1 protein-coding gene is annotated in these 17,436 nt (G+C 62.2%); it reads right to left on the bottom strand.

What is annotated here, in order from left to right; genetic code table 11:
• Window positions 1-79: 79 nt before the first annotated feature.
• Entirely contained in the window at window positions 80-17,215 is a 17,136-nt protein-coding gene (locus ACVVH8_RS00725) for an immunoglobulin-like domain-containing protein (protein WP_475228004.1), read from the bottom strand.
• Window positions 17,216-17,436 lie beyond the last annotated feature (221 nt).

Here is a 17,436-nt window from a genome sequence, read left to right on the forward strand (position 1 = left end):
GTGCGGTGACGCAATCGTCACCGGTGCGCTGGCGCTGAATGTGACGACCGCCCCAGAGGGGCGGCCGTTTTTTCACGGATCAGCTGTTGTTGTGGTCAACCTTGATGGTCGGATCGCTGCCGGCGATCAGGTTGTGGATGTTGGCGCTCGACCAGTTATTGCCTTCCAGTTTGATCGTCACGTCCGGCGTGGCAGCTGCTGCGTCGCCGGAGTTGAACTTGCCGCCCGAACTGACTTGCAGCGACGACACGCCGTCGACCGTGGTGATCTTCAGGAAATTGTCGATGGTGCTGCCGGTCTCGCCCTGCAACAGATCACGCAGGTCGATGCGATCACCCTGGCTGGCATTGAAGTCCTTGATCACGTCGTTGCCGGTGTCGCCCGATTTCCAGACGAAGGTGTCGGCACCCGAGCCGCCAATCAGGATGTCGTTGCCCTGACCGCCGATCAGCGTGTCGTTGCCGGTGCCGCCGAGCAGGATGTCATTGCCTTTGCCGCCATCGAGCAAGTCATTGCCGCCGGAGCCGAACAGGATGTCATTGCCCGCTCCGCCCAACAGCGTGTCGTTGCCGTCATGTGCGCCGGACACATCGAACGCCTGATAGTGCTCGGTGATGTACTGGTGCACGTTGCTGGTGGTGACTTTGCTGACGTCGACGCCGGTTTGCTGGGCAACGAATGCCTGCATCGCCTGGTAACCCTCGCCGGCAATACCGTTGAAGCTCACCAGATCGCCGAACAGGATGTCGTTGCCGTCGCCACCGCTGACGATATCGTTGCCCGGCATCGTCGCTTCGGTGTGGCCGATGATCGAGTTGGCCAGATCCTTCGGATCGATGTTGGTCTGCGGCGTCTTGTCCGAGTCGTACGGCTTCAGGTCGTTGAGGCTGACGCCGCTGTTGAGGCCGATGGCTTCCACGTTCGACAGACCGCTGAGCAATGCGAAGCTGCTGTTGGCGTTGGTGGTGGTGTAGTAATCGGTGCTGCTACCGCTGCCCGCCAGGCCAGAGAACTCGTAGGTACCGTCGCCCTGGGCGTGCAGCGTGCCGAAGTTCTGGTACGTCCAGTTACCGCCCGATTTGGTCCAGACCGTCACCGAGCCGTTCGCGCTGATATCGATCTGGTGCGAGCTGTCCGGATACAGGCTGACGGCTGTCCCCAACTTGTAGTTGGTGGTGGTGATCAGGCTATCGAGGGTTTTGTTGCCGTACAGGTACGGGTTGGTCGACTCGCCGGTCTGATAGTAGGTCGGCTGGCCGTCGGTGATGAAGTACGTGAGGTTCTTCGCACCGGTGTTGGCCACCGCTTCAGCGCTCTGGAAGAAGTTGGCGGTGGTTTTGAACACGTCCTCGTAGTTGGTGCCGCCCCCGGACGTCATGGAGTCCAGCACAGCCTTGAGCTTGGTCAGCGCGTTCGGGTCGTTGAGGTTCACCGACACCGACTGTTTGACTTGAGTATCGAAGTCCACCAGGAAGATGTTCACCGTGCCCGAGTTGCTGCCGCCCAGACTCTGCTTGAGGGTGTTGAACACCGAGGTCAGCGAGTCTTTCGCGGCGTTCAGCGACGAAGTGCTCATACTGCCCGAGCTGTCGACCATGAACGCGATGTTGTAGTTGGTGCCCGGCACCACGGTCAGACCGCCAATGTCGGCGACCATGATGTCGTTGCCATCGGTGCCGTTGAAGGTGTCATCGCCGGAAGTGGCGACCGAAGCGGTATAGACCGCCGGCACCACGGTGACCGGAATGGTCGCGGTGCTGCTGGCCGAACCGCCCACGTATTCGGTGGAGGTCGAGGTCACGGTCAGGTTGAACTGGCCGTTGTAGTAGGTCGGCGGGGTCACGGTCAGGCTGCCGAGGTTCCAGCCAGTGACGTTGGCTTCGCCATTGCTCGTGGTGACGGTGAACGTGTGGCCTGCGCCGTCGCTCAGCACCGAGCCGACCGGCGCGCCGCTGATCTTCACGCTCAGGGTTTCCGAGCCGTCGGTGTCGGTCAGCGCGGTGCTGATCGCCGACAGTTTCACCGTGGTGCCTTCGGCGCCGGTGTTGAGTTTGTAGCCGTCGTAATAGCCTTCGCCATTAGTGCCGTGCAGATCGGAGACAGTCACGCCGGAGTTCACCAGATCTTGCACGCCGGTGTAGATCGGCACGCCGGCGCTGCTCAGGTCGATCGGCGTGCTGCCGTTGACCGACAGGTTGACGTCGTAGCTGCCCGGGCCGCTCTGGTTGTGGTGGTAGATGTCCAGGGTGTAGTAGCCGCTGGTGGTCGGAGTGAACGATCCATTGATTGCGCCGCCCGCGCCCCAGGTGCCCGACGCCACGTTTTTACCGCCGATGGTGATCAGCAGACTGTCATCGGCGACGCCGCTGAAGGTGTAGGTCTTGCCGGCTTCCAGATAGATCAGGCCGGACGTCTTCGACGCCGTACCTGCCGCCACGCTGCCGTCGGATTGCACGTTGGTCACGCTACCGCTGGAGTTCGGCGTACCGGCACCGTCGATCACGTTTTTCAACGTGGTCGAATCTGCGCCATTGCCGTTGGTGCCCAGACCCGACAGACCGGTCCAGACTTCCTTGATCAGCCCGGTGGACTTCACGCTGTTGTCGGCCACGCTCACGGTCGGGGCATCCGCGACTGGCGTGATGTCGATCTTCACCGTGCCGGTGTTGCCCAGCAGTTGGCCGTCGGTTGGCTGGAATTTGATCTGCGCGTAGTCGGCCTGGTTGTTGCCCATGCCAGTGCCGCCGTAACCGTTGACACCCGACTCGTTGGCATCCGGCATGAAGCGCAGTTTGCCAGCGTCGATATCAGCCTTGCTGAAGGTCTGATTGTTGGCGACGTCTTTCCAGGTCGAACCGTCGAGGTACTGCAGTTTGCCTTCGCCCGGCAGCTGGGTGATTTTGATGCCCAGGTTGCTGGCCGGGCTGTCGACGTCGGTCACACCGAAGGTCGACCAGCCGAGTACCAGCGGGGTGTCTTCGGTGCCGGTGACGTTGCTCGGTGCGGCGACCGGTGCGTCGTTGACTGCCACCACGTTGACCGTGGTGGTCGCGGTGTTGGAGTAGTTGCCGCCATCGGTCACGGTCACGGTGATGATCCGCGGCACGGTGCTCGGGTTTTCACTGCCGTTGGTGAAGCTGATGTTCTTGATGGCCTGCATGTAGTCGGCCAGCGTCGCATTGCCCGACAGGGTCAGCGTCACAGTGCCGTTGGTGCTGTTGGCATTGATGGTGATGCCGTTGACGCTGTTGCCCAGGTTCAACGCATCGCCGTCCTGACGGTTGGTCAGCACCACGGTGGCGCCGGTCAGCATGGTGCTGTCCGGGTCAGTGATGCTGATGTCGGTGTCAGCAATCGACACGCCGGCGCCCGGGGTGTTTTCGGTGAAGGTCACCTTGTAGTCGGCACCGGTCGCGCCGCTGGAATTGTTGGCATCCAGATCGATGACCGGCGGCGCATCGTTGTCGATGATCGAGGTGCTGACGCTGCCGTTGGTGCTGCTGACCGCGAGGTTTTCGAAGTTGCCGCCCGTGGCCGAGTCGATCTTGACCACGAAGTTCTCGGTGCCTTCGGTGATCTTGTCATCGATGGTGGCGACGTTGAACTGCGCGCTGCTCGCACCTGCCGGGATCTTCACGGTGTACACACCGGTGAAGTCGGAACCGTCGGCGGCAGTACCGCTGTAGACGATTTTCAGGGTCACTTCGGTTTGCGCCGGGTGGTTCAGGCTGACGGTGTAGCTGGCGGTCTGGCCTTCGGTCACCGAGGTGCTGCCGGTGATGCTGACGGTGGTGGTATCGATGGTGTCAGTGACGCTGGTCACGGCTGGTGTGTTGTTGGTCACCAGGTTCTCGAAGCTGCCGCCGCTGGTGCCAGTGATGGTCGCCTGCACGGTGCCGGCGTCTTTGTAGACGTCGTCAGCCGGTGCCGGAACGGTCACGGTGCCAGTGGTTTTGCCGGCTTCGATGGTGATCACCGAGCCGTTCGACAGCGTTACGGTGACTGGCGAACCAGCGGCGTTGGTCAGGGTCGCGGTGTAGGTGATCTGGCCACCTTCGGCCACGGTGCCGGTCGCGGACAGCGACAGGTTGGTGGTGTCGACGGTATCGGTCACGGTGGTGCTGACCGGGGTTTTGTCGGCCACGAGGTTTTCGTAGTTGCCGCCGGTGACGTTGGTGATCGAGTTGGTCAGCGGAGCATGGCCAGTCAGCGCATCGTTCGGTGCGGTGGTGGTCACGGTGCCGGTGGTTTTGCCGATGTCGATGGTGATCTGCTGACCGTTGGCCAGGGTCACGACGACAGGTGCGCCGGTGACTGGCGCGCCCACAGTGGCGGTGTAGACGACGGTGCCACCCTCGGCCGCTGTACCGGTTGCGGTCAGTTTGACTGTGGTGGTGTCGATGGTGTCGGTCACGCTGGTCACGGCCGGAGTCGTGCTTGGTACCAGGTTTTCGAAGTTGCCACCGGTGGCGTTGCTGATCGTCGCCTGCACGGTACCGGCGTCTTTGTAGACGTCGTCGGCTGGCGCTGGAACGGTGACGGTGCCGGTGGTTTTGCCGGCTTCGATGGTGATGACTGCACCGTTCGACAGGGTCACGGTCACTGGTGAGCCAGCGGCATTGGTCAGCGTGGCGGTGTAAACAATCGAGCCACCTTCGGCCACGGTGCCGGTCGCGCTGAGCGACAGGTTAGTGGTGTCGACGGTATCGGTCACGGTGGTGCTGACCGGAGTCTTGTCCGCAACGAGGTTTTCGTAGTTGCCGCCGGTGACGTTGGTGATCGAGTTGGTCAGCGGAGCATGGCCGGTCAGCGCATCGTTCGGTGCGGTGGTGGTCACGGTGCCGGTGGTTTTGCCGATGTCGATGGTGATCTGCTGACCGTTGGCCAGGGTCACGACGACAGGCGAGCCGGTCACAGGTGCGCCGACAGTTGCGGTGTAGACGACGTTGCCGCCTTCTGCCGCTGTGCCGGTTGCGGTCAGTTTGACTGTGGTGGTGTCGATGGTGTCGGTCACGCTGGTCACGGCCGGAGTCGTGCTTGGTACCAGGTTTTCGAAGTTGCCACCGGTGGCGTTGCTGATCGTCGCCTGCACGGTACCGGCGTCTTTGTAGACGTCGTCGGCTGGCGCTGGAACGGTGACGGTGCCGGTGGTTTTGCCGGCTTCGATGGTGATGACTGCACCGTTCGACAGGGTCACGGTGACTGGCGAGCCAGCAGCGTTGGTCAGCGTGGCGGTGTAAACGATCGAACCGCCCTCGGCGACCGAGTTGGTGGCACTCAGGGACAGGTTGGTGGTGTCGACGGTGTCGGTGACCGTGGTCGAAACCGGCGTTTTGTCGGCAACCAGATTCTCGTAGTTGCCGCCAGTTACGCCGGTGATCGAATTGGTCAGCGGTGCGTGGCCGGTCAACACGTCGTTCGGCGCGGTGGTGGTCACGGTGCCAGTGGTTTTGCCCACTTCGATGGTGATGTTCTGACCGTTGGCCAGGGTCACGGTGACCGGCGAGCCGGTGACTGGCGCACCGACCGTGGCGGTATAGGTGACGGTACCGCCCTCAGCCGCCGACTCGGTCGCGGTCAGTTTCACCGTGGTGGTGTCGATGGTGTCGGTGACGCTGGTGACCGCCGGGGTGTTGCTGGTCACCAGTTTCTCGAAGCTGCCGCCGGTGGCGTTGCTGATAGTGGCCTGCACGGTGCCGGCGTCTTTGTAGACGTCGTCAGCCGGAGCCGGGACGGTCACGGTGCCGGTGGTTTTGCCGGCTTCGATGGTGATCACCGAGCCGTTCGACAGAGTAACGGTCACTGGCGAGCCAGCGGCGTTGGTCAGGCTCGCGGTGTAGGTGATCTGGCCACCTTCGGCCACGGTGCCGGTTGCGGACAGCGACAGATTGGTGGTGTCGACGGTGTCAGTGACCGTGGTCGAAACCGGGGTCTTGTCGGCAACCAGATTCTCGTAGTTACCGCCGCTGACGTTGGTGATCGCATTGGTCAACGGCGCGTGGCCGGTCAACACGTCGTTCGGCGCGGTGGTGGTCACGGTGCCAGTGGTTTTGCCCACTTCGATGGTGATGTTCTGACCGTTGGCCAGTGTCACGACAACCGGTGAACCGGTGACAGGAGCACCAACCGTCGCGGTGTAGGTAACGGTGCCACCCTCAGCCGCCGACTCGGTCGCGGTCAGTTTGACCGTGGTGGTGTCGATGGTGTCGGTGACGCTGGTGACTGCCGGCACAGTGCTCGGCACCAGGTTCTCGAAGTTGCCACCGGTGGCGTTGCTGATGGTTGCCTGCACGGTGCCGGCGTCTTTGTAGACGTCGTCCGCTGGTGCAGGAACGGTCACGGTGCCGGTGGTTTTACCCGCGTCGATGGTGATAACGGCGCCGTTCGACAGGGTCACGGTGACTGGCGAGCCAGCGGCGTTGGTCAGCGTGGCGGTGTAGACAATCGAACCGCCTTCAGCGACCGATGGTGTAGCGCTGAGCGACAGATTGGTGGTGTCTACGGTGTCGGTTACGGTGGTGCTGACCGGTGTTTTGTCGGCTACAAGATTTTCGTAGTTGCCGCCGGTTACGCCAGTAATGGCGTTGGTCAGAGGTGCGTGGCCAGTCAGCGCATCGTTCGGTGCGGTGGTGGTGACAGTGCCGGTGGTTTTGCCGATGTCGATAGTGATCTGCTGACCATTGGCCAGAGTCACGACAACCGGCGAACCGGTCACTGGCGCGCCGACCGTGGCGGTGTAGACGACATTGCCGCCTTCAGCCGCTGTATCGGTCGCCGTCAGTTTGACGGTGGTGGTGTCGATAGTGTCGCTGACGTTGGTCACGGCAGGCACAGTGTTTGGCACCAGGTTCTCGAAGTTGCCACCGGTGGCGTTGCTGATGGTTGCCTGCACGGTGCCGGCGTCTTTGTAAACGTCATCGGCTGGCGCTGGAACGGTTACGGTACCGGTGGTTTTGCCTGCCTCGATGGTGATGACCGAGCCGTTGCTCAGGGTCACGGTCACTGGCGAGCCAGCGGCGTTGGTCAGGGTCGCGGTGTAAACAATCGAGCCACCTTCAACGACTGATGGGGTAGCGCTCAACGACAGGTTGGTGGTGTCGACGGTGTCGGTGACCGTGGTCGAGACCGGCGTTTTGTCGGCAACCAGATTCTCGTAATTGCCGCCGCTCACGTCGGTGATCGAGTTGGTAATCGGCGCGTGGCCCGTCAAAGCATCGTTCGGCGCGGTGGTGGTCACGGTGCCAGTGGTTTTACCCACTTCGATGGTGATGTTCTGACCGTTGGCCAGTGTCACGACAACCGGTGAACCGGTGACAGGAGCACCAACCGTCGCGGTGTAGGTAACGGTGCCACCCTCAGCAGCCGACTCGGTCGCGGTCAGTTTGACGGTGGTGGTGTCGATGGTGTCGGTCACGCTGGTGACGGCCGGTGTCGTGCTTGGCACCAGGTTTTCGAAGTTGCCACCAGTGGCGGTGCTGATGGTTGCCTGCACGGTGCCGGCGTCTTTGTAGACGTCGTCAGCCGGCGCTGGAACGGTCACGGTGCCGGTAGTTTTGCCGGCTTCGATGGTGATCACCGAGCCATTCGACAGAGTAACGGTCACTGGCGAACCAGCGGCGTTGGTCAGGGTCGCGGTGTAGGTGATCTGACCACCTTCGGCCACGGTGCCAGTCGCCGACAGCGACAGGTTGGTGGTGTCGACGGTGTCGGTGACCGTGGTCGAAACCGGCGTTTTGTCGGCAACCAGATTCTCGTAATTGCCGCCGCTCACGTCGGTGATCGAGTTGGTAATCGGCGCATGGCCGGTCAACGCATCGTTCGGTGCGGTGGTGGCCACGGTGCCGGTGGTTTTACCCACTTCGATGGTGATGTTCTGACCGTTGGACAGGGTCACGACCACAGGCGAGCCAGTCACTGGCGCGCCAACAGTAGCGGTGTAAGTGACAGTGCCGCCTTCAGCCACGGACGTATCGGCAGTCAGTTTGACGGTCGAGGTGTCGATGGTGTCGGTCACTTCGGTCACGGCCGGAACAGTGCTCGGCACCAGGTTTTCGAAGTTGCCACCGGTAGCAGTCGAAATGGTCGCTTCGACCTTGCCTGCGTCTTTGTAAACGTCATCAGCCGGGGCTGGAACAGTCACGGTGCCAGTGGTTTTGCCGGCTTCGATGGTGATCACGGCGCCGTTCGACAAGGTCACGGTCACTGGCGAGCCAGCGGCGTTGGTCAGAGTCGCGGTGTAAACGATCGAGCCACCTTCGGCGACCGAGTTGGTAGCGCTCAGCGACAGATTGGTGGTGTCGACGGTATCGGTCACGGTGGTGCTGACCGGGGTCTTGTCGGCAACGAGGTTCTCGTAGTTGCCGCCGTCTACGTTGGTGATCGAGTTGGTCAGCGGCGCATGGCCGGTCAATGCATCGTTCGGCGCAGTGGTGGTCACGGTGCCAGTGGTTTTGCCGACCTCAATGGTGATCTGCTGACCGTTGGCCAATGTCACCACGACCGGAGAACCGGTCACGGGAGCGCCAACAGTGGCGGTGTAAGTGACAGTGCCGCCTTCAGCCACGGACGTATCGGCAGTCAGTTTCACCGTCGAAGTGTCGATGGTGTCGGTTACTTCGGTCACGGCCGGAACAGTGCTCGGCACCAGATTTTCGAAGTTGCCACCGGTGGCGGTTGAAATGGTTACCTCGACCTTGCCTGCATCTTTGTAGACGTCATCCGCCGGTGCCGGAACGGTCACAGTGCCAGTGGTTTTACCCGCCTCGATGGTGATCACTGCGCCGTTCGACAGAGTCACGGTCACTGGCGAGCCTGCAGCGTTGGTCAGCGTGGCGGTGTAAACGATCGAACCGCCCTCGGCGACCGAGTTGGTGGCACTCAGGGACAGGTTGGTGGTGTCGACGGTGTCGGTCACGGTGGTGCTGACCGGTGTTTTGTCGGCTACGAGATTCTCGTAGTTGCCGCCGGTTACGCCGGTGATCGAATTGGTCAGCGGTGCGTGGCCGGTCAACACGTCGTTCGGTGCCGTGAAGGTCACGGTGCCAGTGGTTTTACCCACTTCGATGGTGATGTTCTGACCATTGGCCAGTGTCACCACAACTGGAGAGCCAGTGACTGGCGCACCCACGGTCGCGGTGTAAACAACCGCGCCACCTTCAGCGGCGGTCTCGGTCGCCGTGAGTTTCACGGTCGAAGTGTCGATGGTGTCAGTCACTTCGGTAACGGCCGGAACAGTGCTTGGCACCAGGTTCTCGAAGTTGCCGCCCGTCGCGGTGGAAATGGTCGCTTCGACTTTGCCGGCGTCTTTGTAAACGTCGTCAGCCGGAGCTGGAACGGTCACGGTGCCAGTCGTTTTGCCCGCCTCGATGGTGATCACGGCGCCGTTCGACAAGGTCACGGTCACTGGCGAGCCAGCAGCGTTGGTCAGGGTCGCGGTGTAGATGATCTGGCCACCTTCGGCCACGGTGCCGGTCGCACTCAGCGACAGGTTGGTGGTGTCGACGGTATCGGTAACTGTGGTCGAAACCGGCGTCTTGTCGGCGACCAGGTTCTCGTAATTGCCGCCGCTCACGTCGGTGATCGCGTTGGTCAGCGGCGCGTGGCCGGTCAACGCATCGTTCGGCGCAGTGAAGGTCACGGTGCCGGTGGTTTTACCCACTTCGATGGTGATGTTCTGACCATTGGCCAAGGTCACGGTGACCGGCGAACCGGTCACAGGAGCACCGACAGTTGCGGTGTAAGTAACGGTGCCACCCTCAGCCGCCGACTCGGTCGCGGTCAGTTTGACGGTGGTGGTGTCGATGGTGTCGGTGACGTTGGTCACGGCCGGAACAGTGCTCGGCACCAGGTTTTCGAAGTTGCCGCCGGTGGCAGTCGAAATGGTCGCTTCAACTTTGCCCGCGTCTTTGTAAACGTCATCAGCCGGAGCCGGGACAGTGACGGTGCCAGTGGTTTTACCCGCGTCGATGGTGATTACGGCGCCGTTTGACAGGGTCACAGTCACCGGTGTGCCGGCCGGGTTGGTCAGCGTTGCGGTGTAAACGATCGAACCGCCCTCAGCCACCGAATCGGTCGCGGTCAGGTTCAGATTAGTGGTGTCGGTAGTGTCCGAAACCGTGGTGTCGGCCGACTTGCCGTCGGTCACCAGTTTTTCGTAGTTGCCGCCAGTCGCGCCGTCGATGGTCACGCTCAACGAGCTGCCGCCCGCCAATGGGCTGTTCGGCGCAACGAAATTCACGGTGCCGCTGGTTTCACCGACAGCGATGGTGATGGTCTGGCCGTTGGACAGGGTCACGACAACCGGCGAGCCGGTCACGGGCGCAGTGACGGTCGCGGTGTAGACCACGGTTTCGCCTTCGGCGACGTTGGCCGTGGCGGTCAGCGACACGGTGGACGTGTCGATGGTGTCGTTGACGGTGGTGACCGCCGGAGTCGTATTGGTGACGAGGTTTTCGAAGTCGCCACCGGTCGCGCCCTTGATGGTCGCTTCAACAGTGCCGGCGTCTTTGTAGACGTCGTCCTTCGGTGCGTCGACGGTCACGGTGCCGGTGGTTTTACCGGCCTCGATGGTGATGGTCGCGCCATTGCTCAAAGTTACGGTGACCGGGCTGCCGGCCGCGTTGGTCAAGGTGGCGGTGTAGGTGATCTGGCCACCTTCGTTCACCGTGCCAGTGGCGCTGAGCGACAGGTTGGTGGTGTCGACGGTGTCGGTCACGGTGGTGCTGACTGGGGTTTTGTCGGCCACGAGGTTTTCGTAGTTGCCGCCGGTGACGTCAGTGATCGAGTTGGTCAGCGGCGCGTGACCGGTCAACGCGTCGTTTGGCGCGGTGGTGGTGACGGTACCGGTGGTTTTACCCACTTCGATGGTGATGTTCTGGCCGTTGGCCAACGTTACGACAACCGGCGAGCCAGTGACTGGCGCGCCAACGGTGGCGGTGTAGGTGACAGTGCCACCCTCGGCTGCCGACTCGGTGGCCGTCAGTTTGACGGTCGAGGTGTCGATGGTGTCAGTGACGTCAGTCACCGCTGGCGTGGTGCTCGGAACGAGGTTCTCGAAGTTGCCGCCGGTTGCCTCCTTGATCGTCACTTCGACTTTGCCGGCGTCTTTGTAGACGTCATCGGCAGGTGCCGGAACGGTCACGGTGCCCGTTGTTTTGCCTGCCTCGATGGTGATTACCGAACCATTCGAAAGCGTTACGGTGACCGGCGAACCTGCCGCGTTGGTCAGCGTCGCGGTGTAAACAATCGAGCCGCCTTCAGCCACAGTACCGGTCGCCGTCAGCGACAGGTTGGTGGTGTCGACAGTGTCGGTGACGTTGGTCGAAACCGGGGTCTTGTCGGCAACCAGATTTTCGTAATTGCCGCCGCTCACGTCTGTGATCGCGTTGGTCAGCGGCGCGTGGCCGGTCAACGCGTCGTTCGGTGCGGTGGTGGTCACGGTGCCAGTGGTTTTGCCGACTTCGATGGTGATGTTCTGACCATTGGCCAGGGTCACAACCACAGGCGAACCGGTCACCGGCGCGCCAACGGTCGCGGTGTAAGTAACGGTGCCACCTTCAGATGCCGATTCGGTGGCGGTCAGTTTGACGGTGGTGGTGTCGATGGTATCGGTGACTTCGGTGACAGCCGGAACGGTGCTCGGCACCAGGTTCTCGAAATTGCCGCCCGTGGCAGTCGAAATGGTCGCTTCGACGTTGCCTGCGTCTTTGTAAACGTCATCAGCCGGGGCTGGAACGGTCACGGTGCCGGTGGTTTTGCCAGCTTCGATGGTGATCACGGCGCCGTTCGACAGGGTTACGGTCACTGGCGAGCCAGCGGTGTTGGTCAGTGTCGCGGTGTACGTGATCGAACCGCCCTCGGCGACCGAGTTGGTGGCGCTGAGCGACAGGTTGGTGGTGTCGGTGGTGTCCGTCACGCTGGTGCTGACCGGGGTTTTGTCTGCTACGAGATTTTCGTAGTTGCCGCCCGTCACACCGGTGATCGAGTTGCTCAGTGGTGCCTGGCCAACCAAAGCGTCGTTTGGCGCGGTGGTGGTAACGGTGCCAGTGGTTTTGCCGACTTCAATGGTGATCTGCTGACCGTTGGCCAACGTCACCACGACAGGCGAACCGGTGACTGGCGCACCAACGGTAGCGGTGTAAGTGACAGTGCCACCTTCAGCCACGGTGGTGTCGGCGGTCAGTTTGACGGTCGAGGTGTCGATGGTGTCAGTGACATCGGTCACGGCTGGCGTGGTGCTCGGAACCAGGTTCTCGAAGTTGCCGCCCGTGGCGTCCTGGATGGTCACTTCGACTTTGCCGGCGTCTTTGTAGACGTCATCGGCAGGCGCCGGAACGGTGACGGTGCCGGTGGTTTTACCCGCTTCGATGGTGATCACCGAGCCATTGCTCAGGGTCACGGTCACTGGCGTGCCGGCCGGATTGGTCAGGGTCGCGGTGTAAACGATCGAGCCGCCCTCAGCCACAGTCCCGGTCGCACTCAGCGTCAGATTGGTGGTGTCGGTGGTGTCGGTCACGCTGGTGCTGACCGGGGTTTTGTCGGCGACGAGGTTTTCGTAGTTGCCGCCGGTAACGCCAGTAATCGAGTTGCTCAGTGGTGCCTGGCCGACCAGTGCGTCGTTCGGCGCAGTGGTGGTTACGGTGCCGGTGGTTTGGCCGACTTCGATGGTGATGCTCTGGCCGTTGGCCAGGGTCACGACAACCGGCGAACCGGTGACTGGCGCGCCAACAGTCGCGGTGTAAGTAACGGTGCCGCCTTCAGCCACTGTGGTGTCGGCGGTCAGCTTCACGGTCGAGGTGTCGATGGTATCGGTGACTTCGGTAACGGCCGGAACGGTGCTCGGCACCAGGTTCTCGAAATTGCCGCCAGTGGCAGTGGAAATGGTCGCTTCGACCTTGCCCGCGTCTTTGTAAACGTCATCCGCCGGCGCCGGAACGGTCACGGTGCCGCTGGTTTTGCCAGCCTCGATGGTGATGACTGCGCCGTTGCTCAGGGTCACGGTGACCGGCGAGCCAGCCGCATTGGTCAGGGTCGCGGTGTAAACGATCGAACCGCCTTCAGCCACGGAACCGGTCGCGCTCAGCGACAGGTTGGTGGTGTCGACGGTGTCGGTCACGGTGGTGCTGACCGGGGTTTTGTCGGCAACGAGATTCTCGTAATTGCCGCCGCTCACGTCGGTGATCGAATTGCTCAGCGGCGCGTGGCCGGTCAGCGCATCGTTCGGCGCAGTAGTGGTCACGGTGCCGGTGGTTTTACCCACTTCGATAGTGATCTGCTGGCCGTTGGCCAAGGTCACTACGACAGGCGAGCCAGTGACTGGCGCGCCAACGGTAGCGGTGTAGGTGACGGTGCCGCCCTCAGCCACTGTGGTGTCGGCGGTCAGTTTGACGGTCGAAGTGTCGATGGTGTCGGTGACTTCGGTGACGGCCGGAGTGGTGCTCGGCACCAGATTCTCGAAATTGCCACCGGTGGCGTCCTTGATCGTCACTTCGACTTTGCCGGCGTCTTTGTAGACGTCATCGGCTGGCGCTGGAACCGTTACGGTGCCAGTGGTTTTACCCGCTTCGATGGTGATCACCGAGCCGTTGCTCAGGGTCACAGTGACGGGCGAGCCTGCTGCGTTGGTCAGCGTGGCGGTGTAAGTGATCTGGCCGCCTTCAGCCACGGAACCGGTCGCGCTCAGCGACAGATTGGTGGTGTCAGTGGTGTCGGTCACGCTGGTGCTGACCGGGGTTTTGTCGGCCACGAGGTTTTCGTAGTTGCCGCCGGTGACGCCAGTAATCGAGTTGCTCAGTGGTGCCTGGCCCACCAGTGCGTCGTTCGGCGCGGTAGTGGTGACGGTGCCAGTGGTTTTACCCACTTCGATGGTGATGCTTTGGCCGTTGGCCAGGGTCACGACAACCGGCGAACCAGTGACTGGCGCGCCAACAGTCGCGGTGTAAGTGACGGTGCCACCTTCAGCTACGGTGGTGTCGGCCGTCAGTTTCACGGTCGAAGTGTCGATGGTATCGGTCACGTCAGTGACGGCTGGGACGGTGCTCGGAACGAGGTTCTCGAAATTGCCGCCCGTAGCGTCCTTGATGGTGACTTCGACTTTGCCGGCGTCTTTGTAAACGTCATCGGCAGGTGCTGGAACGGTCACGGTGCCGGTGGTTTTACCGGCGTCGATGGTAATCACCGAACCGTTCGACAGGGTCACAGTGACGGGCGAGCCTGCTGCGTTGGTCAGCGTGGCGGTGTAAGTGATCTGGCCGCCTTCGGCCACGGTCCCCGTCGCGCTCAGCGTCAGGTCTGTGGTGTCAGTCGTGTCAGTGACCGTGGTGCTGACCGGGGTTTTATCGGCGACGAGGTCTTCGTAATTGCCGCCGCTCACGTCAGTGATCGCGTTGGTGATCGGCGCGTGGCCGGTCAAGGCGTCATTTGGCGCGGTGGCTGTTACGGAACCGGTGGTTTTGCCGATGTCGATGGTGATGGTCTGGCCGTTGGCCAAAGTCACCACAACCGGCGAACCGGTCACCGGCGCGCCAACGGTGGCGGTGTAAGTGACGGTGCCACCTTCAGCCACGGTGGTGTCGGCGGTCAGTTTCACGGTCGAGGTGTCGATGGTGTCAGTGACTTCGGTGACGGCCGGAACGGTGCTCGGCACCAGATTCTCGAAGTTGCCGCCCGTGGCGTCCTTGATGGTCACCTCGACTTTGCCGGCGTCCTTGTAGACGTCATCGGCAGGGGCCGGAACAGTCGCGGTACCGGTGGTTTTGCCCGCCTCGATGGTGATCACCGAGCCATTGCTCAGGGTCACGGTCACCGGCGTGCCAGCCGGATTGGTCAGGGTCGCGGTGTAAACAATCGAACCGCCCTCAGCCACGGAACCGGTCGCGCTCAGTGTCAGGTCGGTAGTGTCGGTGACGTCAGTGACAGTGGTCGAAACCGGGGTTTTGTCGGCCACCAGGTCTTCGTAATTACCGCCAGAAACACCGGTGATCGAGTTGGTCAGCGGCGCATTGCCGGCCAACGCGTCGTTAGGCGCGGTGGTGGTCACAGTGCCGGTGGTTTTGCCGATGTCGATGGTGATCTGCTGACCGTTGGCCAGGGTCACGACGACAGGCGAACCGGTCACTGGCGCACCGACAGTGGCGGTGTAAGTGACGGTGCCACCTTCAGCCACGGTGGTGTCGGCGGTCAGTTTTACGGTCGAGGTGTCGATGGTGTCAGTGACTTCGGTAACGGCCGGAACGGTGCTCGGCACCAGATTCTCGAAATTGCCGCCGGTAGCGTCCGTGATCGTCACTTCGACTTTGCCGGCATCTTTATAGACATCATCGGCAGGCGCTGGAACGGTCACGGTGCCGGTGGTCTTGCCCGCTTCGATGGTGATCACCGAACCGTTGCTCAGGGTCACGGTCACCGGAGTTTGCGCGGCATTGGTCAGGGTCGCGGTGTAAACGATCGAGCCACCCTCGGCCACCGAACCAGTGGCGCTGAGGCTCAGGCCGGTGTTGTCGATCGAATCGGTAATGGTGGTGGTCGCTGGCGTCGTGTTCGGCACCAGGTTCTCGAAGTTGCCACCGGATGTTCCGGTAATGGTGGTGCTGACGGTGCCGCCATTGTTGTAGACGTCGTTCGGCGCGGTTGGCACGTTGACGCTGCCGCTGGTCTTGCCGGCTTCAATGGTGATGATCGAACCGTTCGACAGGGTAATGGTGACCGGTGTCTGCGCAGCGTTGGTCAGGGTCGCGGTGTAGGTGATCTCGCCACCTTCGACGACGGTGCCGGTGGCGGTGAGGCTCACGCTGGTGGTGTCGATCGAGTCGGTCACGGTGGTGGTCGCTGGCGTCGTGTTCGGCACCAGGTTCTCGAAGTTGCCGCCGGTTGCACCGGTAATGGTGGTGCTGACGGTGCCGCCATTGTTGTAGACGTCGTTCGGTGCGGTCGGCACGTTGACGGTGCCGGTGGTCTGGCCGGCTTCAATGGTGATGGTCGAACCGTTCGACAGAGTGACGGTGACCGGCGTCTGCGCCGGGTTGGTCAGGGTCGCGGTGTAGGTGATCTGGCCACCTTCGACCACGGTGCCGGTGGCGGTCAGGGTCAGGCCGGTGTCATCGATCGAATCGGTGATGGTGGTCACCGCCGGAGTCGGGTTCGGCACCAGGTTTTCGAAGTTGCCGCCGGTGGCACCGGTGATGGTCGTGGTGACCGTGCTGCCGTTGTTATAGACGTCGTTGGCCGGCGTCGGCACGTTGACGGTGCCAGTGGTCTGGCCGGCGCCGATGGTGATGGTCGAGCCGTTCGACAGGGTGACGGTCACCGGGGTTTGCGCCGGGTTGGTCAGGGTCGCGGTGTAGGTGATCTGGCCGCCTTCGGTGACGCTCGGGCCCGCCGTCAGGGTGACGGTGGTGGTGTCGATGGTGTCGGTGACCTGAGTCGTGGCCGGAGTGGTCGGCGGGGTCACGGTGATGCCGTTGCCGCCGGTGGTACCGGTGACGGTCACGTCGATCTGGGTCGGGTCGTTATAAACGGTGTCGTTCGGTGCCAGCGGCACGTTGACGGTGCCGGTGGTGGAACCGGCCGGAATCACGATCACCGCGCCGTTGGACAGGGTGATGGTCAGGTCGGTCAGCGGCGCCTGGGTCAGGGTCGCGGTGTACACCAGCACGCCGCCGGCCTCGGTGATGGTCGGCGTAGCACTGAGGCTCAGGGTCGACTCACGCAGGGCGTTGGTGTTGGTGTCGGTGGTCTGGCCACCGGTGATGTTTTGCGCCGCTTGCGCGCCGGAGTTGATCCCCTCCGTCGGGAAGCCAATGGTCGGATCAACGCGACCCGCAGTGGCATCGAGCATCACGAAGCTGTGGCCGCCGCCAGCCGCACCGCCAGTACCCGCAGCTGAAGGGCCGGCAGCGGTGGCTTCAAGAGCAGTAGTCGGGTCGACACCCGCGGCAATCGCTTGCTGCAGTTCTGCTACCGACGGCGCAGCCTGCGCGGTGGCTTCGGCCAGGTCAGTGCTGGAGTCGGGCGCGTTGGCGCTCCACTGAGTTTCGCGACCCAGATCCAGAGTGCGGCCATCAGCCAGTTCCAGCGACACGGCGCCGGAGAGGCCGGTGTCGATCTGGTCGCCGACGAACAGACGATCGCCTTCAACGAGCACGCGGCGTACACCCTCAGGGGAGACCACGAATACCTGACCGACAATGCTTTTGACGATGGCAACAACACTGCTCATTGAAGACTCTCCGGGTGTTACGTTCAGTTGACTTCCATTGCCTGATGGCTCGGCGCCGATTCAGTCTGGACGTACTTTAAAAATTTGCGAATCAAGTTTGACGCGTCTCTTCGTCAATAATTTGGCTAGATTCTTTCGCTATTAACTTTATGCCAAACTATTGACCTTCTGGGTGCCATCCTAAACAATCGCCCCACTAATGTCACATTGATATTTCCGCG

This window comes from Pseudomonas trutticola BRTCR10 (genome assembly GCF_056155105.1).

Coding starts and splice junctions, on each gene's coding strand:
- ACVVH8_RS00725 (WP_475228004.1), bottom strand. CDS start 17,215: ATGAGCAGTGTTGTTGCCATCGTCAAAAGCATTGTCGGTCAGGTATTC.